At 46.2% G+C, this 24,948-nt stretch carries 18 protein-coding genes, 1 tRNA gene and 1 pseudogene; 8 read left to right on the top strand and 12 right to left on the bottom strand.

The window, feature by feature from the left end:
* Positions 1 to 231: 231 nt before the first annotated feature.
* Positions 232 to 663, top strand: coding sequence for a hypothetical protein (locus V4534_05295; protein ID MES2504276.1), 432 nt, complete (start codon positions 232 to 234; stop codon positions 661 to 663).
* On the opposite strand, the gene V4534_05290 is transcribed toward V4534_05295, so the two are convergent.
* The 10 genes and pseudogenes from V4534_05290 to V4534_05245 form a co-directional block, all read right to left on the bottom strand.
* On the bottom strand, positions 657 to 1,070 hold the full coding sequence (locus V4534_05290; protein MES2504275.1) for a GyrI-like domain-containing protein: 414 nt from the start codon (positions 1,068 to 1,070) through the stop codon (positions 657 to 659). The genes V4534_05295 and V4534_05290 overlap by 7 nt on opposite strands.
* Before the next feature lie 37 nt (positions 1,071 to 1,107).
* Positions 1,108 to 3,642 (bottom strand): leucine--tRNA ligase, encoded by a 2,535-nt coding sequence (gene leuS / locus V4534_05285; GenBank protein MES2504274.1) that lies wholly within the window; start codon positions 3,640 to 3,642, stop codon positions 1,108 to 1,110.
* Positions 3,643 to 3,644: 2 nt separating this feature from the next.
* A tRNA-Met gene (locus V4534_05280) sits at positions 3,645 to 3,721 on the bottom strand.
* Between the two features lie 23 nt (positions 3,722 to 3,744).
* Positions 3,745 to 4,092: pseudogene (gene rplQ, locus V4534_05275) on the bottom strand (50S ribosomal protein L17).
* A gap of 2 nt (positions 4,093 to 4,094) precedes the next feature.
* Complete coding sequence (locus tag V4534_05270; protein ID MES2504273.1) at positions 4,095 to 5,120, bottom strand: DNA-directed RNA polymerase subunit alpha; 1,026 nt, start codon at positions 5,118 to 5,120, stop codon at positions 4,095 to 4,097.
* A 30-nt stretch (positions 5,121 to 5,150) separates the two neighbouring features.
* Positions 5,151 to 5,537 (bottom strand): 30S ribosomal protein S11, encoded by a 387-nt coding sequence (gene rpsK / locus V4534_05265; GenBank protein MES2504272.1) that lies wholly within the window; start codon positions 5,535 to 5,537, stop codon positions 5,151 to 5,153.
* A 19-nt stretch (positions 5,538 to 5,556) separates the two neighbouring features.
* Positions 5,557 to 5,919 (bottom strand): 30S ribosomal protein S13, encoded by a 363-nt coding sequence (gene rpsM / locus V4534_05260; GenBank protein ID MES2504271.1) that lies wholly within the window; start codon positions 5,917 to 5,919, stop codon positions 5,557 to 5,559.
* A gap of 9 nt (positions 5,920 to 5,928) precedes the next feature.
* Positions 5,929 to 6,042 carry a 50S ribosomal protein L36 gene (gene rpmJ, locus V4534_05255; GenBank protein MES2504270.1) on the bottom strand — a complete coding sequence of 38 codons (114 nt, stop codon included), beginning with the start codon at positions 6,040 to 6,042 and terminating at the stop codon, positions 5,929 to 5,931.
* Positions 6,043 to 6,663: 621 nt separating this feature from the next.
* Entirely contained in the window at positions 6,664 to 8,220 is a 1,557-nt protein-coding gene (locus V4534_05250; protein ID MES2504269.1) for a hypothetical protein, read from the bottom strand.
* A gap of 49 nt (positions 8,221 to 8,269) precedes the next feature.
* The gene (locus V4534_05245; protein ID MES2504268.1) at positions 8,270 to 9,394 is read right to left on the bottom strand and encodes an ATP-binding protein; all 1,125 of its coding nucleotides are present in this window, start codon (positions 9,392 to 9,394) and stop codon (positions 8,270 to 8,272) included.
* Positions 9,395 to 9,515: 121 nt separating this feature from the next.
* On the opposite strand from V4534_05245, the gene trpS reads away from it, so the two are divergent.
* Entirely contained in the window at positions 9,516 to 10,574 is a 1,059-nt protein-coding gene (gene trpS, locus V4534_05240; GenBank protein ID MES2504267.1) for a tryptophan--tRNA ligase, read from the top strand.
* Here trpS and V4534_05235 read toward each other — a convergent pair.
* Positions 10,568 to 11,668 carry a hypothetical protein gene (locus V4534_05235; protein MES2504266.1) on the bottom strand — a complete coding sequence of 367 codons (1,101 nt, stop codon included), beginning with the start codon at positions 11,666 to 11,668 and terminating at the stop codon, positions 10,568 to 10,570. The two genes, trpS and V4534_05235, sit on opposite strands and share 7 nt — an antisense overlap.
* Before the next feature lie 603 nt (positions 11,669 to 12,271).
* Here V4534_05235 and V4534_05230 point away from each other — a divergent pair.
* Positions 12,272 to 13,945 (top strand): hypothetical protein, encoded by a 1,674-nt coding sequence (locus tag V4534_05230; protein ID MES2504265.1) that lies wholly within the window; start codon positions 12,272 to 12,274, stop codon positions 13,943 to 13,945.
* Positions 13,946 to 14,384: 439 nt separating this feature from the next.
* Here V4534_05230 and V4534_05225 read toward each other — a convergent pair whose 3' ends face one another.
* Positions 14,385 to 20,558, bottom strand: coding sequence for a PEP/pyruvate-binding domain-containing protein (locus tag V4534_05225; GenBank protein MES2504264.1), 6,174 nt, complete (start codon positions 20,556 to 20,558; stop codon positions 14,385 to 14,387).
* A gap of 115 nt (positions 20,559 to 20,673) precedes the next feature.
* Between V4534_05225 and V4534_05220 the strand changes: the two genes are divergently transcribed.
* From V4534_05220 to V4534_05200, 5 genes are all read left to right on the top strand, one after another.
* Positions 20,674 to 22,467, top strand: a complete 1,794-nt coding sequence (locus V4534_05220) for a hypothetical protein (protein ID MES2504263.1) — start codon at positions 20,674 to 20,676, stop codon at positions 22,465 to 22,467.
* Positions 22,468 to 22,567: 100 nt separating this feature from the next.
* Positions 22,568 to 22,852 (top strand): Asp-tRNA(Asn)/Glu-tRNA(Gln) amidotransferase subunit GatC, encoded by a 285-nt coding sequence (gene gatC, locus V4534_05215; GenBank protein MES2504262.1) that lies wholly within the window; start codon positions 22,568 to 22,570, stop codon positions 22,850 to 22,852.
* A 5-nt stretch (positions 22,853 to 22,857) separates the two neighbouring features.
* On the top strand, positions 22,858 to 24,285 hold the full coding sequence (gatA, locus tag V4534_05210; GenBank protein ID MES2504261.1) for an Asp-tRNA(Asn)/Glu-tRNA(Gln) amidotransferase subunit GatA: 1,428 nt from the start codon (positions 22,858 to 22,860) through the stop codon (positions 24,283 to 24,285).
* Positions 24,278 to 24,619 carry a histidine triad nucleotide-binding protein gene (locus V4534_05205; protein ID MES2504260.1) on the top strand — a complete coding sequence of 114 codons (342 nt, stop codon included), beginning with the start codon at positions 24,278 to 24,280 and terminating at the stop codon, positions 24,617 to 24,619. The genes gatA and V4534_05205 overlap by 8 nt, the downstream gene beginning before the upstream one ends.
* 52 nt (positions 24,620 to 24,671) lie before the next feature.
* Positions 24,672 to 24,884, top strand: coding sequence for a CsbD family protein (locus V4534_05200; protein ID MES2504259.1), 213 nt, complete (start codon positions 24,672 to 24,674; stop codon positions 24,882 to 24,884).
* The last annotated feature ends 64 nt before the right edge of the window (positions 24,885 to 24,948 follow it).

Below are 24,948 nucleotides of genomic sequence, written 5' to 3'. Positions count from 1 at the left end.
TTTGATGATAATTTGGACCTTCCAGGTAAAAGCACAGCCAGTTCGGCAGGACGATTTACTCGCGGCTCGGGTGGTCAAAAATTTGATTCAGCGCCTCGTATATCGGGCTTGGAATGCTGTTGCTGGCGTAGGGAGCCCTGAATCTTTTCATGAGGATCTGATAGACGATAACTTTTCATGTTTTTCATGTATATTGATGAAATCTTAAATAGGAGTTAGTGCATGTGTATTTTGAAGAGAGTTATAGTTTTGGCGGCTTTAATTGTGACAGTCCAAGCCAATGCGGAAGGCGGTTTCGCTCAGCAGGCTGGACGGGAAATGTTAGAAAAAGCGGCAAACGTTGGTATCCATGTCGCCAATGTGACTTTCCATATAGCGTTAGACCACGCGGATGAACTGCAGGCTGGACTGGAAATGTTAAAAAAAGTGGCAAACGTTGGTATCCATGTCGTCAATGCGACTTTCCATATAACGGTAGACCACACGGATGATCTGCTGGAAGATCGAATTCCTCATAAAGAGACCCGAAAAAACGTAGCCCATTGTGTTGCATCGGCAGTGGTTGGATCAACCGCAGGTTTCGGCCTAGGCATGGCGATAGCCAAAGCTTCCGTAAGAGTAGCGGCAGTAGTCGGCATCGCCGGCTATCTAGCACTTCAATAGCTATTGGTCGGACTCAACCCGATATAGATATCGACCACGGCATTTGCGGGATCTTGAGCGCGAATGTCGTACAGTTCGAAATCCGTTTCATAAGTGCGTTTTCCGCCAAGCTCATCGTCTGTCATGTTCCAAATGCTCATCCAGGCTTGGATAACCACGCCCGGTAATGGTCCTGGTTCAGTCATGAATTTTGCATAATGTTGGGCTGGAATGCGGTGAGAGACGAATCCTTCAGGTAGCTCAGCTATTTCGGATACGTCTTCACCTGCGAAATATGTGTAATTGCCTGTGTGATCTGATTGGTAGTTAATACAGCTATCGACCAACATGGCACGACCCAGCAGGAACTTGTTCCTAGATTTTACGGCGTACTTGACGAAAGGCAGGAAGCCTCTCTGCTGTCCCATCCGAGTACTCCGTTAGGGAGAGAAGCCGATCCTCGGTCTAGACCACTATATTAACAATCCTGTCCGGCACAGCCACAATCTTCTTTGGCGTAGCGCCGTTCAAAAATAGCTGTACTTGTTCAGAAGCCAGGGCCATTTTCTCGAGGACCTCTTTCGCCGTTCCCTTGGCAACCCTTATCTCATCGCGCCGCTTGCCGTTGATTTGCACCGCAATGGTAATTTCGTCATCTTCGCATAGCGCAGGGTCAAATTTAGGCCAGACGGATGCGCTCACAAAGCCTGCTTCGCGCATTTGCTCCCAAATCTCTTCACATATGTGAGGTGCGTAAGGTGCGAGGATGCGGATGAACCCCTGCATAATTTCTTTCGGCAAAGTTGCAGAAGCAGTCGCTTCATTCACAAAAATCATCATTTGCGAAATAGCTGTGTTGAATTTGAGAGCTAGCGTATGCTCTTCGACCAATTTAACTGTCTTGTGATATAGGCACCACAAGGCCGGGTTGCTTGCACCTGGCTCGTTTGAGATTTCGCGTTCAGCTAAGCGCCAGACGCGGTGTAGGAAACGATACACGCCTTCAACGCCTGAGGTTTGCCATGGTTTCACTTGATCTAGAGGCCCCATGAACAATTCGTACAGACGCATCGCGTCGGCACCATATTTCGCGATGACGTCGTCTGGGTTCACGACATTGTAGCGAGATTTCGACATCTTTTCGACTTGGGTTTTGACTGCCTTGCCTGAAGCTTTGACCACGAAGCCATTGCCTTTTGGTTCGACTTCTTCTGGATAGTAATACTTGCCGGCATCATCTTGATAGCTGTGGGCTAGAATCATCCCTTGATTGAAGAGCTTTTGGAAAGGTTCTTTGGTTGAGACAACGCCGCAGTCGAACAGGACTTTGTGCCAAAAGCGCGCGTATAATAGATGCAATACTGCATGCTCAACGCCGCCGATGTAGAGATCGACTGGCATCCAGTATTGCTCGAGCTCAGAGGCACAGAATTTCTCAGCGTTTTGAGGGTCTAGATAGCGTAGGTAGTACCAGCAGGAGCCGCCCCATTGAGGCATGGTGTTGGTTTCGCGGCGGCCGATTTGCCCGCCGGGGAGTTGTACTTTGAGCCAGTCCTCGGATGCACGGGCCAAGGGGGGCTCGCCTGTGTCTGTGGGCTTATAGGCGTCGACCGGTGGTAGCTCTAAGGGTAGGTCTTTTTCGGAAAGAGGTAGCAAGCTGCCATCTTCCAGATGGACAACGGGAATGGGCTCACCCCAGTAGCGTTGTCTGGAAAATAGCCAGTCTCTCAATTTGTAGGAAACTTTTGAGGTCGCGTGGCCTTTTTCTTGGCAGTAAGCGATGATAGCGTCACGACATTCTCCGGCGCGTCTACCTGTGAACGGGCCCGCGTCCACCAGAATCCCATGCGCCATGTCAGTGTAACAGACTTCGAATTTTCGAACACGTTCTTCCAATTCTGGATTGTTTGGTGGAACTAACCCTATTTTTAAAGGGATGCCAAATTTTTTGGCGAACTTGAAGTCTCTTTCATCGTGAGCCGAGCATTTTACTACGCCCGTGCCATAAGTCGCAATGGCAAAATTGGCTACCCAAATTGGGATATCGACACCGTTAATGGGGTCTTCTAAATATCGGCCTGTGAAGATGCCATTTGGTTCGGGGTTTTCTTCAGCGCCGCGGCTTGCAACCATTTGCTGACAGAAAGTGGCAATCTCATCGGCATTTTCAACTCCCTCTAGCAGTCGGGGCAGTAAAGGATGATCGGCAGCTATAACAACATAGGTATCTGCATGAAACGCTTCGAAGTGGGCGCTGAAAGTTTGGATTTCAAGATCGATGCCTTTAACTTTTGCTGTGAACAGCAAGCCTTCGGATTTACCGATCCAATTGCGCTGCATTTCGATGACGCCTTCGGGCCAGTCTAGGCCTTCTAGGTCTTCGAGTAATCTTTCCGCGTAAGCAGTGATTTTTAGCATCCATTGGCGCATGACGCGTTGCTCTACCGGATCGCCAGTTTCTACGTACTTGCCGTCTTTGACTTCTTCGTTAGCAAGTACCGTGCCTAGTGCGGGGCACCAGTTGACGGGGACGTCGGATAGATAAGCCAAGCCTTTTTCGTAGAGCTTTAGGAAGATCCACTGGGTCCATTTGTAATAATCTGGATCTGTGGTGCTGACCTCTCTGGACCAGTCGTAGCTAAAGCCCAGGCGTTTGATTTGGCCGCGGAAATTATCGATGTTGCGCTTGGTAATGATCGCAGGATGGATGTTTTCGCGAACAGCGGCGCGTTCAGCTGGTAGTCCGAAAGCGTCCCAACCCATGGGGTGCATGACGTTGAAGCCTTGCGCGCGTTTGATGCGGGCGATGACGTCTGTGGCTGTATAGCCTTCAGGATGCCCGACATGTAGGCCTGCCCCGGAAGGGTAGGGAAACATATCTAACACGTAATATTTGGGTTTTTTTCGAAGTTCAGCGAGATCGCGGGGAAGTTCAAAGACTTTGCTTTCTTCCCACTTGGTTTGCCACTTCGATTCTATTTTGGAGGGGTCATAGGCCATATTGGTGGCGAAAGGGGGATTCGAACCCCCGACCTATGGATTATGAGACCATCGCTCTAACCAACTGAGCTATCTCGCCACAACGAGCCTATGGCTCTAAGCCACAAGTTCAATGATAGACATCGGTGCAGCATCGCCCTTACGGGTTCCGCATTTGAGCACGCGGGTGTAACCGCCTGGACGAGTCTGATAGCGTGGTGCAATGACATCAAACAACTTCTTCAAGATTTCTTGGTCTCGAATGGTTTGGTAAGCTTGTCTTCTAGCATGCAAATCACCTCGTTTACCGAGTTGAATGAGGCCTTCAGCAACGCCGCGAAGGTCTTTAGCCTTAGCGTCGGTTGTCTGAATTTGCTCGTGCTTGAACAACGAAGTAGCCATGTTCGCAAACATTGCCTTTCGGTGAGAAGAAGTTCGGTTAAGTTTTCGACCTTTATTTGAGTGACGCATGATTAAAACCCTTCACTGTTTTCCAAAGGAGTTGCCGTAGGTGTAGTGCCTGGCTTTGCTGGCCAGTTGGTGATCTTCATTCCTAATGAAAGACCCATTTCACCTAAGATTTCCTTAATTTCTTTTAAGCTCTTACGACCGAAGTTCTTTGTCTTCAGCATTTCGCTTTCGGTACGTTGAACCAAATCACCAATCAAACGGATGTTCGCGTTGGCCAAGCAGTTCGCAGAACGAACGGAGAGTTCAAGCTCGTCAACCGTACGGTTTAAGTGGTCGTTCAGACGATCAACGCGCTGAGTTGCTTCTGGAAGAACAGGTTCTTCATCTTCAGAGAAGCTGATGAACACAGTGAGTTGTTCTTTCAAAATCTTCGCAGCAACGCCGAGAGCATCTTCAGGAGACACTGAGCCGTTGGTGGTGATTTCCATAACCAATTTGTCGTAGTCAGTTTGCTGACCCACGCGGGCGTTGGTTACATGGTAGTTACATTTGCGGATCGGGCTGAACAAAGCATCGATTGGAATGGTCCCAACCGGTTGCTCTTCATCACGCATCTGGCTTGCTGGAACGTATCCACGGCCGCTCTTGATGGTCAAGTCAGCTTTGAACACGCCGCCTTCGGCCACGGTGCAGATGTATTGTTCAGGATCCAAGATTTCCAAAGAAGCATCAGCTTCAATGTCTTTAGCACGAATCTCACAAGGTCCCTTTTTAGAGATCCGAGCGGATTTTGAAGTGCCTTCATGAAGCTTTAAGTTGATTTCTTTGAGATTCAGGATGATTTCCGTGCCGTCTTCCTTTACATCAGGAAGAGACATGAATTCATGCTGAGCACCTTCAAGCTTAAACTCAGTGATTGCGGCGCCTTGCAAAGAAGACAACAGAATGCGACGCAAGGAGTTACCCAGGGTTACTCCGTAGCCGCGTTCCAAAGGTTCTAGGACAAATTTTCCATAACGTTCAGTGCTGACATCTCGGTCAACGACTAAACCTTTAGGCCGAATCAGTGTTCGCCAATTACGATGCATATGAAATCACCTTCTTAAACTGTATTAAAATCAAACTCTTCTGCGCTTAGCAGGCCTGCAACCATTGTGGGGTACAGGTGTGACATCTTTAATCAATGTGACGCGCATGCCGCAGCTTGAAATTGCACGTAGTGCAGATTCACGACCAGCGCCAGGGCCTTTGATGTACACTTCCAAAGCTTTCATGCCGTGGTCTTTTGCTTGACGGCAAGCTTCTTCAGCGGCTACCTGAGCAGCAAAAGGTGTGCTCTTTTTAGAGCCTTTAAAGCCTTTAGCACCGCAAGTAGACCAAGACACAGCAGCACCAGTGGTGTCTGTGATGGTCACGATTGTGTTGTTAAAGGTGGTGTAAACGTGAGCAATTCCTTGCGTAACGTTTTTCTTAACTCGTTTTTTTGTTTTTGCTGTTGCAACCATTTAAATTCTCACCAAATCTTTAACGACGGACCATAGAACTGCGTTTTGCGCGACGTGTACGGGCGTTGGAGTGGGTTCTCTGACCGCGGGTAGGCAAACCTTTACGGTGCCTAAGACCACGATAGCAACCAAGATCCATCAAACGTTTAATGTTCATGGAAACTTCGCGCCTGAGATCGCCTTCTACCTTGTAGGTGCCTTCGATCACATCACGGATGCGAGCGACTTCATCTTCGGTTAGAGCGTCAGTGCGCTTGTTTGCATCCACTTTAGCTCGAGTGAGCACATCAATGGAATTGACTGGGCCAATACCATAGATGTAAGTGAGGGCGATGCCCATTTTCTTGTTTCGCGGTAAATCTACGCCTGCAATACGTGCCATAATCTAATCTTATCCTTGCCTTTGCTTATGACGGGTATCCTCGCAAATAACACGCACGACGCCCCGACGTTTAACTACCTTGCACTTGTCACAAATCCTCTTAACTGAGGCTCGTACTTTCATAAAATAAGCTCCCAAAAGCGTGAACCTTGGACTTGTAGCGATCTCATACATAATGTCAATAGGTCAGGGGAAGATCACTGGCGGGCGAGCAGTTCAGCCGAGCCTCCGGCTCTAATGGGTGATGAGGCGGTGTTCATAGACCCCCAGGTTCCGCTGCACTCTACCTGGGGTTATAGGCAGCCACTGCTCCGCAGTTCAATCAGGCTGCGCTTTCTATCTTAAGATAAAATTTGTTCGTCTTCACCGCGGAGCAGTGACCGAATAAAGCCCCAGGTGTAGCGCAGCGAAACCTGCGGGTTAACCAGATGCCTAATTAAATGGAAGAACCTGAGGTTCGAATGAACCTTTGGGGCCTTACTCAACGCAGGGTTTAGCCGAGCCTCCGGCTCTATTGGGTTGGGGGAGTGTTCATAAACCCTCAGGTTCCGTTTCGCTGCACCTGGGGCTATAATCAGCCACTGCTCCGCAGTGCAGGTAAGTTTAGACTTTAGTAGGTCCCTTCATGCCACGAAACATATTAATTTTAGGCAACTTTCATGCACCAGCCTAATGAGCGTTGGAACAACATATTTCAGGAGGCAATGGTGGTTTTCACTTGTCTTTGGCTTGTTTCATACGCTTTTAATAAAGTGCAAGTTTAAGTTCAACTTCTAGCGTTTTTTGGGCTAGACTATACATGTCGACAGTTGACTCTCTTAAGCGTGTTTCTAAAGCGTCAATTTCAGCGCGGGTGTGTGATGTGTCTTCATCTGTTGAATATGCTTGAAGGAGCGCTAAGCGCTGGCATGCCAGCGCACTTTCTACGTCTTTTGCATATTCTGTAATTCTAATTTCGATGCGCGAATAATCATCGCTTGTCTTAATTTTTGCAATACCTTCCAATAGCTGGCAACGCTTGTCAGCAAAATCACCTTCTAATTTTAGGATTGCCGACTTACTATGCGTCTTTTTAATGTCTGGTGCTCCGCTTACAACGCGAGGCGTCATCAACGTTGCGATTTCTGGAGCGATGCATGCTTGACGTTCTGCAAATTGCAGCAAGCGTTGCCAAAGTAATGTAGCTAAGATGTCATATGTTTTCACAACTTCCTTTCTTATATCTACTAATGATGCCTCTATCATAGTATGAGTGCGTGAAACTTCGTCGATTGTTAAACTTGTTTGAAGAAGGTCTGATCTTATGTCTACTAATGATGCCTCTATGTTAGTATGAGTGCGTGAAACTTCGTCGATTGTTAAACGTGTTTGAAGAAGTTCTGAGCGGAAGTTTGCCACTTCATTTTTAATATTTTGCACCCTATCTGAGCTGCGCCAGCTAAGCGCAGATGCGAGGGGTCTATAAACAACAATCTGATTTGCCTTAGGGTCTTGCGTGCTTTCCTGCAGTTGCACTCTAAGGAACTTTAGCTGTTTTTTTATGGAAGTTGCATCTAGTGACATAATTAAAATTGGATACTTTTCGGCAGCTATCCTTCTAACCAGCATTAGCAGTGCGTCCATTTTAAAATGAATGCGTGAAACATCGTCCATTTGAGTATGGGCGGGAACTAAGGTATGCCAGCCAAGAACAGGTGCGATGGGCCTATAAACAACAATCTGATTTGCTTTAGGGCCTTGCATACTTTCTTGCGGTCGCGCTCTAGGAAAACTCAACCGCGTGACCAAAGGTGTCATCAGAAATGTAAGTTCCTGAGCAATGTAAGAGATGTCATTATGGCCCTTTAATCGCGCATCTTCACGACCCAATTGTTGTGCAACTTGACACTGATAGGAGTTAGCGTAGACGTCACAAACGGAAGGGAGAATGGAGTTCATTATTTGTTTTATAAATCGTATCAGTTGCGAGTTGGGATTGTAGGCGAGCAGAGGGTCTAATTTGGAGTAAATTCGCATTTCTTGCGACCGTTCGGCTCGATCTAATCCTTTAGGAGTTCTAAAATACGCAATTGTGCGATCTAGGCTGGCAAATAGAGAAATTGGATACATGGGAATTGCTAAAGGAATCGTTAAAGGATTACTGCTCGCACATAGCGACAGCAGATAATTTGTGCAAAACTCAATCCCGGGTTCATAGTAGCCTAGCAAGTAGGGAACTTCGTAGGACTCTTTAGGTTTTTCAATCGGTTTTGTTTCAGCAACGACGGTAAATGCGAAGAAGATCGTAAATAGAACGTTCATGCGTCCTTATGTTTCGCTGAATAGTTTAGTCAACCCATGGCAGGGATGTTTAGATTAAAGAAAGCTCGCTAATCCAAGTAGCTAGGCTTCGGATTTGTGGTCCATCGCGCACTGTTTGCTCTTTATTTAGTTCGTATACCAGCTGAATCATTTGTGCTGTAGGCCAAAACTGGTGAAAGTGCTTAAATGCCTTGGCAGGTGAACTGTCGCTCTGCTTTACTTCAATGAGATATGTCGGAATTTGCGCCTGAGTAATTAGGAAATCGATTTCTTTACCATCGGTAGATCGGGTGTAATACAGGCTTGCTGCGGTCCCTTCAGTGTCTTCGATGAATTCGAGTTCGCGTTTTAAAGAAGTAGCAACAAGATTTTCGAGTTTTGCGCCTTCGTTGTTGGCCACTTGGGCGTTGTCAAAGAAGTAGTATTTTGGCTCTTTGAGTAGTACCCGGGCAGCGTTTTTGTGATAGGGGGGTACTTTAAAAATGACATATAAATTTTCGAGGATTTGTAGCCACTTTTTGACCGTTTTAGGATCTCGTTGAAGATCTCGCGCCAGAGAGCTCGAGGAAATGGGCGACCCGACCCGGTAGCGGAGGAGTTCGGTCAAAGTCTCCATGCCTTGAATATCTCTCACAACTTCCAAATCCAGCATATCTTGTCGCAAGATAATGTCTAAGTGGCTGCGGCGCCAGCGGTTATAGTCTCTCTCAGTGCCCGACAAAAAGGGCTCAGGAAATCCTCCGAATTTGAGCAGGCGCTCGCAAGCTTCTTCTGCGCTGAAACTGTCCTTTAATTCTTTGGCAGTGAATGGGTGTAGACGGTATTGGAAATAGCGGCCTGCCAGTGAGTCGCCTACTTTTCGATAGGTATCTAATTTAGCGCTGCCTGTTACCAGCAAATTGGGTTTTAGCCCTTGGGTATCGTAAATCCCTTTTAGCCAGGATTTCCATTTGGGCATTTTATGCAGTTCATCAAAAATGATGACTTCTTTTTGTCTGTCCCAGCGATTGTTTCTAATAATGAGTCTGTCTGCGCTAGCATCCCAGTTTAAGTAATCATAACTTTGAGATAGGCTCTTTGAAAGCGTGGTCTTGCCGCACTGGCGTGGGCCGGTGATCAAAATGATTTTCTTGCCCAAATCTTGGATAATATAGGGCTCTAAACTGCGTTGCATTCTGATAATTTAGGACAGTAATCCCGAAAAATCAAGATTATTTGGGAGCTGGCTCCCGAAAAATCGGAATCGCGGTCGTCCGATTGATTTTTAGTGGGTTTTAGGTCACTTTGCAGGCTCTATGCATGCAGACACCTTTGAAGAAGCCAAAAAAAAGAGCGATACCATTTGGGCGGATTTGCATAAAAGCCCGGGTAAATATCGGGTTCTTACGGGTGATAGGCCGACTGGGCCTTTGCATATAGGCCATCTATTTGGAACTTTAGCCAACCGCGTTAAACTTCAAAACTTAGGTCTCGAGACTTTTATTGTTATAGCGGACTACCAGGTTCTAACGGATCGCGAGAGCGCAGGCCAAATTGCGGCGCACGTACATGAGATTTTGCTCGATTACCTGGCGGTAGGTCTTGATCCTTTTAATGCCAAGACAGTTATATTTGCGCATAGCTATATTCCGGAATTGAACCAGTTGTTACTGCCATTCTTAACGCTGGTGAGCGTGCCTGAGCTTGAACGTAACCCCACAGTTAAGGAAGAGATAAAAGCCGCTGGCATTAATATTATGAATGGCGCAATGCTGATGTATCCTGTGCATCAAGCGGCAGATATCCTGTTTTGCAAAGGTAACTTAGTGCCAGTGGGCAAAGATCAGTTGCCGCATTTGGAGCTTTCCCGGAAAATCGCTAGACGTTTCAACGATAAATATGGCGTTACTTTTCCGGAGCCTGATGCGCTTTTAAGCGAAGTGCCTGTGGTTTTAGGTTTGGATGGTGGCCAGAAGATGAGTAAGAGTCGCAATAATGCCATATTTTTGAAGGCTACAGCAGACGAAACTGCTAAGTTGATTAAGGGTGCCAAGACAGACGCCCAGCGGCATATCACTTATGAGCCTGATACCCGGCCGGAAGTGGCCAATCTTCTGAGGCTGATTTCTCTTTGTACGGGTGAGACACCTGAGCGGATTGCTGAACAAATCGGGGATCAGGGCGCCGGCCGCCTTAAGGGTCTGTTGACCGAGAGTTTGAACGCATATCTAGAGCCGATGCGCTTACGTCGTGTTGACTTTTCGAAAGATCGTGTGCTGCTCACGCAGGTTCTTCAGGCCGGCAATGCAAGAGCTCGGGAGATAGCGGTTCAAACGCTGGGTGAGTTGCGTCGGGCTATGGGAATGGTCTATTGATTTTCTGACCAGCCAACTCCTATCTCGCGGAGATTGTGCTCCGCAGGAACGTCTTTCTGTACCAAGACCGGACAAAGAGATTTAGTACTTAAAGCTGAAAGCTGCTCGCCAAATGATACTTTGTGTTCCCGTTGTTCGTAGATGACTGGTGTTCTTGCTGACAATGCTTCTTGTAAGCTGCATTCTCCCGTCGATAGGGCATATCTGCTTATCAACAGTAGCGTCTTAAAGTCTTCATGACTTAATCTGTGAACTTGAACGATTTCCCCCTCAGGATTAGAAGGCAAGAAGTATTGATTTACCTGCCCATTGCCAACGAGGATTACTGTGTACTTGCGGTGATGTTTTCTCGACATGGATTCCGCCATATGAGCGAAAGCAGCTCGCATCTCCCAATGGGTAGAATACCCTAAATAGATGTCTCCATCTAACAGTTTGTGTCTAAATGTTGCTGCAGTCGATAGCTTGTCAACAGATGCCGCTTGATGAATGGGCTTAGAGGATAAACGCATCAAATCTGGGTCCAAAAGAAGACCAATATGCATTTCCCCTATCCCCAAAGAGGGCTCTCTCGGCGCAGGGGAGAAGCCACATTCTACAATGGCGAAACTTGGAATTTGCTGGTTAGCAAAGTCGTATTGAGTGAACGGCACAGAAATGCCGAAAAGAGGTTTTTTTTGTCCATATTCGTAGGCACCTTGAACTGAAACCGAGTAGCCAAGTTCTAGCAATATAGCACCAATTTTATTGGCGGTCTGTAAATCTCCCTGTCCGTCACCATAATCGTGATAGAGAATTACGACTTTCTCATGAAAACCCAGTCCGTTGAAATCATTAACACGCGCGTCGGTTACCCGATAATCCGATATGACAATTTGTTCCCCATCGGTTTGAGTAAGTGCGTTTGGCTTGGTAATCCGGTTAGACGCTAAACTGACTAAGGGCAGGGCCAAAAAGGTGAGTTCTTGAGCGATATAGGAGTTGTCAAAAAAGCCAGCTTCTTTTCCTTGAGCAGCGCCGGCCTCCAGATCCCTCTCACACTGTTTGACGTCCCAGTGAATGCTACAAAATGAGGGTAACATATCTTTAAGCATGCTTTTAAAGAGGGTTAGGATTAGTGAATTCGGATTTAGAGCTAAAGCGAAATCTAAAAACTGAAAATGCCGATTATCTTGAGAACGTTCAGCTCTATTCGGGCCCTCAGAGGTAAAAAAATAGGCTAGAGCTCTGTCCGCACTCGCAATTAACGAGACCGGGTATAAGATTGTACTGATAGGTGAGGGCGCCAAATGAGCGCATCGAGCCAAAACCAAATTTGAACAGAAAGATGTGACCGGCTCATAGTATCCTGCCAAATATGCCAAGGAATTAGGTTGAATTTTAAGTATGTTTACATTGCGTTCGTGCCCGAATGCAGTTTGTGTTAACAAGACAACAAATAAATATTTCACGTGCGGCATTTAACGTATACTTGCATCAGAGTCAAAGGGTTCCAGAATGTTGTTGCGCTCCCACTTGTCAATATCACTTCAAGCCCAAACTTGGGTGAAGGCAAGACATGCATTTTCCTCTGTCGCGGCAAAACGATTTAACCAATATTTTGGGTTATGTGGATAGCCTGCATGTAGCAAAGCACCGTTTTAATTTTGTGCATCTGACTTAGTTGACTATCTAAACGGTTTATTTATTTTGATTCAATGAGATCAATTTTTGCGTTGTTTTTATTGAGTTCTTTTAGTTGGGCAATGCCAAAACCGGCAGGCTCTTTTTCAATGTTGAATCTTGCTACTCTTCTATTTGGCGTGGCTCAACAGTTTGTGAGCCATCATACTTTTGGGACAGAATTCGGAGGAAACCAGATTACAATCGGCGACCAAAGTTTTGAAATTGTGGAAACGTCTGGATTAAATAATAACTGTTTTTTTGCAGCCTTGGCGCACGCTGGGATTCAATTTGAGAGGCCAGATTTGGTTAATCTCTTATTGTCCGCTCCTATTGCGGATAGTGTCTTGTACCAACAATGGATAGTAAATGATCAGATTGAAGCCGATTTTCAAGGAACTGTTCAGGATTACATATTAAACCATATTGGCGCTCCAGAGAGCGAACATGGATTTCACATGTTTGGCTTCGGGTTGCACGACGCTGGGATCTTAGACATTATCGCTGATAGTTTGGATGTGGAAATTCAAATAATTTATTATCCTGAAAATGGTGACGCGCCGATAATCAGGACAACATTGGGTGGGGCTAATCCTGCGCGAAGAAAAATTACTTTAATGCTCCGAGGCAGACATTTTCAATATTTGAGGCCTGTATCTTTTGGGATTATGCAAGATAACCCTCCGCTTATAGAACGTCAAAATTCTGCAGACCCAGGTCGGAATACATTAATGTCTTATGGGAATAAAGAAGGTCATGAAATCTTCAAAGATGCGAGAGAAAAAATAATAGCGGTCGCGCTTGAAAGCGAGAGATCGTTTGACGATATTATCAAATTATTTGCATCAACACGCCAGAAGATTGCAGTAGACACTGAGTCAAAGGCAGCGCCCCAATTTGGCGAATTCAGGACTGAAAATAGGGTGTCTGGCTCCTTGGTAATGCTGTATCCTATTATGCGACACCGATTTGGAGATATATTAGCTCGTTACAATCTAGACTCAAAAAACTGGACATCGCTCGACGAAAATCTTCAATACAGAATCCGTGAAATCGATTGCTACCAGCCTAATATAGATTCATTTGAAGCAGGTTCGTTCCCTATCTACATTACTGCTTTTACCATAATGGCGAGCAGCGGTGGAGGGCGCATCATGAAGCGTTCGGACTTTAATGCTGACGGAAACATCGTGTTTGAAGGTCGCCATTTGCGCTTTCTTAATGCGGTGAATGAAGGTACAAGCGCTTGCCGAATTTTATATCTTGAAACCCGCGTTCGTCCCAACGCAAGATCGCCATGGCTATTCGGCCGAAGCCTTATTTCGGGAGTGGTTGGCCCTAACCCGAATTTTCATGCTGAATCGGCGATGTTTTTAGTCCATCCTGGCAGTGAAGCAATTGCCCAATTTTATTTACCCCGGTTAAAAGAGCAATTTAATTTGATTAAATCAGGGAAAAATACGTTTACCGAGCTGCAAGCGCGGGAGGCCATTGGGCGATTAATATATTTGTCTTCAGTGGCTATGCTCACTCGTAGAGGATGGAGTGCGATTACGGAATGGATTGCTGAATATTCTTATCGCCTCCTTAACGTTCAGGGTCGACCGGTGGGAAGAGCGTTTGCTTACTGGGATCAGATTGCGCAAAGTTGCCTTACTGAGGAGGAGTTTCTAGCGATATATTTGGGTAGTTTTCCTCCCATCCGCTAAATGTAGCGCAACGAGCAACTGCGGCAATCCATGTAGCAAGTCATGGACGCGATGGGTATGCTTTATTAAAAGGCGATCTAATAAACCAGATGGTTGTTTACGATCCGATTTAGTGCGTTGCCATAACCTAGGTCTACTATAGAGCGTTTATGTTCGGATCCATTGGTGCGCATTCTACCATTGTGATAGGGTGGTAAACACATAAGGGATAGAGGTAGGCATCCATGGCACGAATGGCCGCGGTTCCAGCGACAACCTCAACTGCGCCGGTAGCAATGCCCAGTTGATGTGCATAAGAGGTAAAGTGAGCATGGTTTTGAGAAAAGGCAGTTAATGTGTATGTCTCAAAATGCAATCAGAGCCATAGGTTGCAATTCAAACCCTTGCGGAAGTGAGGAAAGCAATGGGCATGGTGTACTAAGCGGTCTTAACGGTCACTCTATTTCAGTACCTTGGGCATATCTTTTATTTTCCGAGTTAACTCATACTTCAAATACTCTAGGTTATAGGGTATAAATTCTGGTTCCAAAATGGCTTGTTCAAGACAAGTGTTAATCTCGTTCAATTTGTAATCATGCTTGACGAGATTTGTGAACACTCCAATGGCGTTAATTTGTATGGGTTGAACATTGAGCTTAACACCCTCGGAGGCTATCTCAAAGGCATCTTCAAGACCAAAGTTTTGTTCTACCAGAGAGTCAAAGAGTTTTAGAATGTTGCTGCGGTCCCACTTGTCAATATCACTTCGCGCCCATAGCACTTTGGCTGCTGCAGCGACAGTTTCAAGTTCCGTTTTTTGTGCAACCAGTGCCTTCAGCAAACTGGTTATTGCATAGATTCCGGAGGTTTTTGCGGCCTCTATAACAATCTGTGGTGCTTGCTCTAGGCCCGCCCCCTTATTGACCAGCTCGACTAGCAGATGCAACACGCTTGAACGCTCGTAGGCGTCGCCACTCGTCCAAATTTTTTCAACCAATAGCAGAGCCTCATTTAAGCCTTCTCCCTTTGGAACCAATATTTGGATCAAGCTTAGGCAATTCGACCTAACTTGGCCATCGGTGCTGTTAGATAGTTTTCTGACCGCCTGTAATGCTTCCGGCAAGCTCAACTCCTTGCCTGCTAACTTAGCGAACACGCTGAGCCCACGTGCCTGAGCGTTTGGGTCCGAACTATTAACCCAATCCAGGGCAATTTTTTGAGCTTCTTCCGTACCTTTTCCCTTCGACAATAGGGCATCCAACAGGCTAGACAAAGCATATAGAACGTGGCTGGACGTGCTGCTTTCAAGATGTCTTGCTGCTTGCAGGGCTTCGGGAATCGCCAGATCTTTTTGCACCAAACTGGTGAATAAACTAAGCCCATTTGCCTGAATACTTGGGTTCGAGTCGTTAACCCAATCCATGGCGAGTTTTGGGGCTTCGTCTGAGGCATACCCTTTAGAAATTATACTGTTTAAAAGTTGTGATCTGGATGAGCGCACATTGGTGTCTGAGGCATTTTCGAGCTGCTTGAACGCTTGCAAAGCCTCTGGAATCGCTTGATCTTGCCTTACCAACTCTGCCAACAGTCGTAATCCCTCATCTTGGCTCCCGGGGTTAACGCTGTTAACTAAACTCATTGCAGTCTTTGTTGCCCCTTCAAAGGCATTTTGCAAAACCTGGTTTTTTGAGGTCAGAATGCTTATGAGTTGTAATCGGGCGCGTTGAACGTGCCCGACCGGGCTGTCGGTCAGATTATGAAGCGCCTTTAAGGCTTCGGAAATTGCCAAATCCTTTTGAACCAGATCGCTCATCAAGTTAAGCCCATTTGTCTGGGCATTTGGGTCTATGCTATTGGCCCATTGCACAGCGATTTTTAAGACTTCCTCCAATGCATGACCTTGAGAGACTAAGACGCTGAGGAGATACGTGCATTGTGATCGGACATAGGGATCCGTGCTGCTTTTTAGCTTATTGATTGCTTGCAAAGCTTCTGAAATGGATTTGTCTCTGTGGACTAAGGTACCGAGTAAGCTGAGGCCTTTTCCTTGGCTGGTGGGGTTAGTGCTGTTGATCTGAGCCATGGCAACTTTTGCAGCTTCGTTCAAAGCATAACCCTCAGAGGCTAAAACCTCTATAAGGTCTGTACGAGCCAATTGCACATTGGCGCTGGGACTATGTTCTAGCTGTCCTATTGCTTGCAAGGCTTCTTGAATGTTTAGCTTTTTTCGAACGAGACTTGACAGCAATCGAAGGCCGCCTGCCTGCGAATTTGCCGAAGGACGATCCAGAGCTCTTTTTACTAGCTGACTCCCAAAATCAGTCCCAATATTCTTACTTAATAAATTGTTCATCGCATTAACCGCTACATTGAATCCCTCATCTGAGCTGCTGTTGGCAAGTTTCTGAATTGTTTTTAGTGCCCACTCATTATCAGAGTTTCCAATTTGAAAATTCATGAGAATACTGCCAATAGTCTGAAGAACTTCGGGTGAGTCGCTAGAGGCAGCCTGCTCGATAGCTGCCTTTGCTTCCTCTACGCCAATCTGTCTTCCAACTAACGGCCCGAACAAGCTTAGCCCCTTTGCTTGTGCAAGAGGAGATTTGCTTTGAGTCAGTTCTCTTGCTAATAGTTGGATAGGCTCTACCTTAAGGCCTTTATTCAACAAGGCTGTCAGGATCGCTATTACGCTCCTTTGAATATTCGGGTCAGGACTTAAAATTTCTTGTTTTGCTAACTCAAAAGCAGACTCAATTCCCAAATCAAATCTTATTAACCTGGACAACAGTTCGAGACCCGCGAGTTTAACAAGTGTGTCTGGATATGTGCGTGCTTCTTCCGCTGCTATTAAAGCAGTGGCCCTGTACTGCTCTTGGGTTATAATTTGCGAATAATATACGAGAGCTACTGCTTTTAGCACGGATTCAGGGCGGTATAAGTTCTCTTCGGCGATCTGAGCAATTTCCTTAAAACCAACCTCCTCGCGAACCAGACTGTCGGTTAACTCAGATAATGCCATTTGAATCGAAATATTAGGAACTTTCGATAATTTACTTAACAACGCCAGAGCTTCTGGAATGCCAGCTTTATTGCGGGTGACTCTAGCCATGAGAGAGATGGCGGCAGTTTGCTTGGTCACTTCCAAACTATTTGCGCCCTTTGCTGCCAGTTGCAGAGCCGTCTCTTGCACAAGGCTCTCTGGGTACAACGCGTTTGCTATGCCAAATGCTTCATGTTTCAAAACCCAGTCGGCTAAAGCCTGTCCGGGTAATTTTTGAGTAATGTTATTCAACACGGCAGGGGGGAAACGTTGTTCGTTGGCAATTTCAGCGACCACGTTTTTAAATGAATCAATGGGCATGGTCGAGTTAAGATTCACTGAATCAAGGGTGAACTCCAGTTCGGAGTCATTTTGGACAATATTTGAAATGGCGATCCTGCTTTCTTCACATTGCAGCAGGGTGTAATCACGAATCATATCCCAGCGGTCTCTTGCAGGTCCTAGGAAGTGAACCGTGAAATCGACGCTATTGTTGGCACGTTGATAACTAAGTCTAAACTTGGCGCTGTGATTTCGAAGGGGCATATTAATTGAGTAGTTAAGCTGCCCGTTGCCAACACGCACGCCAGTTAAGAAGACTGGAAATTGTGGATCCTGTAATTGACGCCAGGTATGCCCAAAATTGTCTGGAGTTATCAAATCGCCAAGGGCTTTGGTGTTCCAGGCACCCATGAAGGTATTCAGGGACTGGTGAACGAGCGTGAAAAAATCTTCTAAGTTGACGGGGAAATGTCTCTCAAACGCGGTTGCAGCGCCTATTGCTGCAGCGGCCACACTGAACATCTGAGAAGGCTGCAACTCTGTTGCTTCTAGGTCTTTCTTTGCTGATAGTAGTTCGTCGACTTGTTTCAAATATCGCTGTAGATCCCATTGCGGAAAATATTTCACGTATTCCTGAGGAGCAGCGGGCCCCCACGCTTTCAATAGGTCTAGATAGTCTTCGATGCGGGTCTTGAAATTCTTAACGCTGGGATTTGGGGTCGATTTGAGTGTTTTTATCGAGTTATCAAACAGTTCGACATACTGTTCCATGATACTGGTGGCAGCCATGATTTGAAGGTCATTTTTGAAACCTAGGAAATGTGAGCTGATAAAATAGTTCTCGAATTTCTTCTTGAAATCCTGACGCGCTTTTTCAAAGTTTTTTGGGTTGCTCCAAATAGACAAGTCATAACTTGCAAGTTCTGCCTTTTTATCTTCAAGGGTCTGCAGGTAAGCTTTCGAGCTTTGATAGGCTGCGTGGAATTCAGCAAGAAGTTTGGAGCCGCTCGGGGCAGAGAAACCATAGTCTGGCTTTAGCAGTGGCCAATCGTAGGGGCGCCGAATTTCCTGCGCGTCGACGGTTTTGGCCACTGACATAAATTGGCCGTTGAGCCACATGGGCAAGATACCCAAATTGTCGAAGGCCGTGATTAGTTCCAAAAGTTTTGGTTTTTCTAAATCAGGTATTTGGTCCACGAAGCGCATAAAACGCTGGCTGGTTTTTTCCGTTAGAGAGGCTTTCTCGCCTAACTGGGCCATTTTGAATAGCTCTGGGTCTCTTAAAATGCGCTCGCTCAGAATCTGCGTTTCAATTAACGGTTTTAAATTATCTTGGATAAAGTGGGTTCCCTCATCATATTCAGTTTGGATGATTTCCAAGTAAGAAGGCAGCGCAAGGCTTGGCCTTTGTGGTTGGCTCACGAGAGTTTCTAAGAAGCGTTTGGGAAATAGTGCCAGGAGTTCGGGCAAGTCATGGTTTGGATCGGCCCTGATCTGGCCCATCAGTTCATGAGCATGCGTGTTCAAATCTTCTAACCTCGGCAACAGCTGGCTAGCAAGGGCCTGCTGCTCTAAGCAGCCAGGTTCACTTAAATCGCAATGGGCCCGGGCGCGCATGAGTTCGGTGAATCGGTTTAATTCTCGTACTTCTTTTTCGAGGCGGCTTGTTAAACAAGTGATTTCGCCGAAAAAGGTTTCGGCACGCATTTGCGGTGCTAGGCAGTATTCGGGTTGATGCGCACCCACGCTGACACGAAACGGCAGAGGGTAACTAAGCCAGCCTGATTTTAAGATGCGCTTTTCGAATAAGGCCCTCGCGTCATCAGTGGCCCAACTTTGGGCTTTGATGTTTAAAATTAACCCGCGTTGACTATCGATCATAATATTAAGGGGTTTTTCTTTGAGCCAAGCTTCGAGACTTGCTAAATCATCGGTCACAAAAATTGTCTTGGAATCACCGCGAAACACCGCAGCAGCATGGCTGGTTGGATCAGCCTGATCTTGGACAATCACCGTCTTAAGGCTGGTTCGATCGAGACCTGAACCCGTATAGCGATGCAATGCGTCCTCAAGGGTGCGAGCGCTCAAAATTTCTTCTGGGCGGTTAACCCGAAGTACCGCGCTATCACCAGGGCTAATGCTGGTGATACGCAACACCTCGTCTTTAGTGAAAGATGTTACTTCAGTCAGATAGCTAGGTTCTTGGGTAGACTGTGGGATGACCAGCGGCCGAGCTTGAACGATATAAAGTTTCTTTGACCAGGGTTCGTAAACCAGCTCAATGTCCATACGTTTTCGATAGTAGCCGTCGATCCGTTTGCCTGCTTTCGCTACCAGCTGGATGGCAGCTTGACCTAGAGCAGGCCTGGTTTGAATTGACTCAGGGTTTTTTTGTTCTTCAAGACCAAACACCCCATGCTCAAGCATGGGCACCATGCGCTTGGTTTTTCGTTTAATCACGCTTTGAATTTGGCCGGCTGGCTGTATGTAGTAAGTATCCAAAGGTACAAGACTTTCGACAACACCTTCATTGTGGCCGAAGGCGCATTGCAACGTGTAAATTTCAGCGATTTTAGCGGCGCTTTCCTGAGTATAGAGCACGCAACCTACGGGGATTTTAGCTGGGTCGCTCGCGCCATTAAGCTCTTCGCCAATCATGCGCTGGATTAAAACCGGTGTCAGCGGCAGGTCAAAAAGCGTTTGATCACCAGCACTCAGGCGCTGCGAAAGAGATTTTTCCTCAAAATAGGAAGCGATGACTTGCCCGATCGCTTTGACAACGGCCTCGTGCTCTGGAGGCACATTACCCACACTTAAATTACCGCCTGCGTTTGCCAGTTTATCTGTATCTTCTTTACCCGTGCTTCGAACCATTAAACGCCAATTGTTAGCCCTGGCCCGTGCCAAAAAAGCTTGAAGTTCAGGCGAAGGAGCATGAGAAAGCTTCTTAAAGCGCGATTTAATCTGCTCAGCTATCTCTAAAGAAGAAGCGAGAAAAGAACCGGGCAAAACCTTGGTTTGCAAGGCTTGTCCCAATGTCTGACTCCCAATGCCTTGGCCGGCAATGATTTGCGACCAAGATTTTCCCAGGTTAAGACCTGTCTGAGCCAAAAGCTTTTGAATTACGGGACCCGGGATGCCAACAAATTCAGGAACTTTAATGTAGGGCTCGGCCTTTAAGAGACGGTCTAATTCAAGCAAATTGCTGGTTTTATAGCCATATCCTAGAATTTCAGCATTGTGCTCGAGTGCCGCCGGATCGAAATGAGCGCTTAATGCCGAAAAAGACACAATTAATAGAAAATAGCGCATAGATTAAATATATCAAAATTTAGAGTTTTTATGTTGGTGGGAATAGCAAGGCATCGTTTTAATTTTAAGTACCTGACTTGGTTGACTATTTAAACAGATTATTTAATTGGAATCAATGAAGTTATTTTTTGCGTTGTTTTTATTGAGTTCTTTTAGTTGGGCAATGCCAAAACCAGCAGGCTCTTTTTCAGTGTCGGATGTTGCTACTCTTGTAATTGACACGATTCGACAGTTGATGAGCTACCATACTTTTGGGACAGAATTTGGAGTGAACCAGATTGCCATCGGCGACCAAAGCGATGACAGTTTCTTTGCGGCCTTAGCGCAAGCTAGAATTCAATCTTTGGGGACAGAATTTGGAGTGAACCAGGTTACCGTTGGTGACCAAAGTTATCAAATTGTACCAACGTCGGGAGTAGATAATAACTGTTTCTTTGCAGCCTTAGCGCACGCCGAGATTGAATTTGAGAGACCAGATTTGGTTCAACTCTTAGAATCTGCCATTAATAATCCTATGTACCATCAATGGGTAGTAAATGATATGGTTGAAGCCGATTTTCAAGGAAGTGTTGAGGAGTATATATCAACCCATATTGGAGGTCCAGATGGCGAACATGGATTTCACATGTTTGGCTTTGGGTTGCACGACGCTGGGATCTTAGACATTATCGCTCAGAGTTTGGATTTGGAAATTCAAATAATTTATTATCCTGAAAATGGTGACGCGCCGATAATCAGGACAACATTGGGTGGGGCTAATCCTGCGCCAAGAAAAATTACTTTAATGCTCCGAGGTAGACATTTTCAATATTTGAGGCCTCTATCTTCTGGGATTACGCAAGATAATCCAACATTTATGGAGCGTCAAAGTTCTCCAAACCCCGGTAGGAAGGTATTATCTAGTTTTGGGAATGAAAAAGGTCATAAAACCTTCAAAGCTGTGCGAGAAAAAGTAATAGAGTTCGCACTTGAAAGCGAGAGATCGTTTGATGATGTGATGAGTTCTTTTGCTAAAGCACGCCAGCAAGTTGCAGTGCTAACAGAATCAACTGATGCGACTCAATTTGGTGAACCGAAGAATGCAACTACTCAATCTTACTCTCCAGTAATGAGATATCCTATTATGCGGCATCGATTTGGAGATTTATTAGCTCGTTTGAATCGAAGCCCAAAAGGTGTTTGGATAACGATTAATGGAAATCTTGTTTACAGAATACGTGAAATCGATGTGAGCAAACCGGCCCAACAGAACCAGTTTAGTATGGATTTATTTGAAACAGGTTCGCAAGAGCTCTTCTTAAGTGCTTTTGGCGTTTTTTTGGAAAAGGACGGAGCGATTATTATGAAGCCTTCTGATGCTGATGCTGACGGAAATATGGCATTTACACATCGCCATTTGCGCTATCAGGACGCGTTCAAGCAATCTTCAGAAGGTAAAACAAACGCTTACCGAGTTTTATATCTTGAAACCCGCATTCGTCGGAACAAAAACTCGCCCTGGTTATTTGGCCGAAGCCTTATTTCGGGAATGGATGGCTCTACGCCGAATTTTTATGCTGAATCGCCTATGTTTTTGGTCCATCCCGAGGGTTCAGTAATCGCTCAATTCTATTTACCCCGGTTAAGAAAACAATTTGATGTAATTAAATCAAAGAAAGATACGTTTACCGAGTTAGAAGCGCGTGAGGCCATTGGGCGTTTCATGTATCAGTCTTCAGTGAGTATGCTTACTCGTAGAGGGTGGAGCGCGGTTACGGAATGGTTTGCCGAATATTTTTATCGCCTCTGTAAGGTTCAGGGTCGACCGGTGGGAAGAGAGTTTGCCTATTGGGATCAGATTGCGCAAAGTTGCCTTACTGAGGAGGAGTTTCTAGCGATATATTTGGGCAGTTTTCCTCCCATCCACTAAATGTAGCGCAACTGGCACCCGCGCCTTCTCGCAATGATAATTCGGTGGGTTTTAGCGGATAGGTGTTTGCAGATATTCATACATCGTTTATAGCTTTGCCATGCAATTTTCCGCAGAAGACATGAATAAATTAGCCAGGCTTTCACGCCTGGCTCTGGATGACGAGCAGCTTTTGGCCAGACAAAAAGACTTGCAGAATATTTTGGGCTACGTGGACAGCCTGCAGGCCATTGACGTCTCGAATGTGAAGCCGATGACGCATGCGGTGCCGATGGAATTGTTTCGCCGCGAGGATGAAGCAAAAGTGGGTATCGGACGCGAGGGCCTTAAAGGCTCGCACGGGTATGAAGACGGGTTGGTTAAAGTTCCTAAGATTATCGAGTAAAATTCATGAAAACACTTAGCGAAGTCAGCCGCGCCCTTGAAGCCGGCAAAATATCGAGCGTTCAATTAACTCAAAGCTGTTTGGACAGAATTTCTGCGCAAGATGAGCTTTTGGGTTGTTACTTATATGTGGATGCAGCTGGCGCATTGAAAGCCGCGCACGAATCAGATGCCCGGCGCGGGCAGGGTAAGTCTCTGGGCGATCTGGACGGGGTACCAGTTGGCATTAAGGACATGATCTTTTGTGAAGGTCTGCCGGTGACCGCCGCCAGTAAAATTTTGGAAGGTTATGAAGCGCCGTTTGATGCAACGGTTGTCAAAAATTTGAAGCGCGCTGGTGCGGTCATCCTGGGCAAGCTCAATCAAGATGAATTTGCGATGGGATCGACCGGCGAAAACAGCGCTTATAAGGTTACTCGAAACCCGGTTGACACCAATCGAACACCCGGAGGTTCATCCAGCGGTTCTGCAGCAGCGGTTGCGGGCGATTTGGCTTTTGGCACTTTAGGGACAGATACCGGTGGTTCGGTTAGACAACCTGCGGCTTTTACAGGGACTGTGGGACTCAAGCCAACCTATGGTCGTGTTTCCCGGTTCGGGGTTATCGCTTTTGCGAGCTCGCTCGATCAGGTTGGCGTATTTGGCCACCAGGTGGAAGATGCAGCCATGATGCTTGCCGGCATTGCCGGATACGACGATAGAGATTCGACCAGCGTGAATGTACCGGTCCCTGATTACCGGGCCGCATTGACTGGCAAGATTCAAGGTTTGAAAGTCGGTATGCCGGCCGAATATTTTATTGAAGGCTTGGACCCTGAAATCAAGGCTTGTGTGGAAAATGCCGTTTCGGCCTTCGAAAAGCTTGGCGCTCAAATCGTGCCAGTGTCATTGCCTAATACGGCTGCGGCAGTCGCGACCTATTATGTGATTGCCACAGCCGAAGCATCGTCAAATTTGGCGCGTTATGATGGCGTGCGCTACGGACCACGTAAAGGGGAAGAGCAAGGCTTGAAATCGATGTACGAGCAAACGCGCGGTCAATTGTTTGGCAACGAAGTGCAACGCCGTATTTTGCTCGGGACTTATGTTTTAAGCGCGGGCTTTTATGATGCGTACTATGTGCGTGCCCAAAAAGTGCGGGCTTTAATTGCTGCGGATTTCAAAAAGGCCTTTGAGCAAGTAGATGTCATTATTGCGCCCACGACACCAAGCACGGCTTATAAATTGGGCGAGAAGGCAAATGATCCGTTGCAGCTTTATTTGGGCGATATTTTTACCATTCCGGTCAATATGGCTGGGCTTCCGGGCATTTCATTACCGGGCGGGAAGTCAGCGACTGGTCTGCCTATTGGCGTGCAACTTATTGGCAAGCCATTTGATGAATCGAGCTTACTGAACGCAGCTTATGCTTTGGAGAACGCGCTTCATGGTTGATTGTTTATTTTGCAAGATAATCGATGGGCAAGTTCCTGCAAAAGTGGTTTTTGAAAATGATTTTGTGATTGCGTTTCACGACATCAACCCATTGGCGCCGGTTCATATTTTGGTGCTGCCTAAAATACATGTTGAATCCGCTTTAACGATGGACCCAAATCTCGTTGGTTGTATCAAAGACATGATGCTTGTTGCGCAGCAAATTGCACAAGACAACGGTATCGAAAATTGCGCGCGCCTGGTGATGAACAACGGTGCGCGTGCAGGCCAAAGCGTGTTTCATCTGCATATGCACTTGATCGGTGGCCGAGATTTTACTTGGCCGCCGGGCTAAACTTGCAATAAAATTTTGTTTCTCTTAGGCTGAACTTTCATAGGAGACAAAAGTGAATAAAGAAATTTTTGAAGGCAAGTGGGAAGAATTGAAAGGCACCATGAAAAAAACTTGGGGCAAGCTGACCGATAACGATTTGACCCAAATTGAAGGCAATCAACAAGAAATCTACGGCAAGCTAGAACAGCATTATGGCTATACGAAAGATCAAGCTTCGAAAGCAATTAAGGACTTTCAAGATGCTTATAAGGCGACCCGCTACTAGCTAAGAGCCGTGTCGAAATCTGCTTAGTCAAATGTCCGATTGCCTTTTGTTGTTGAAATTTGCT

It is taken from the genome of Myxococcota bacterium (assembly GCA_040387835.1).
GTDB lineage: Bacteria > Myxococcota > UBA727 > UBA727 > JABDBI01 > JAZKCZ01.
This window is presented reverse-complemented; position numbering and strand designations above follow the sequence as displayed.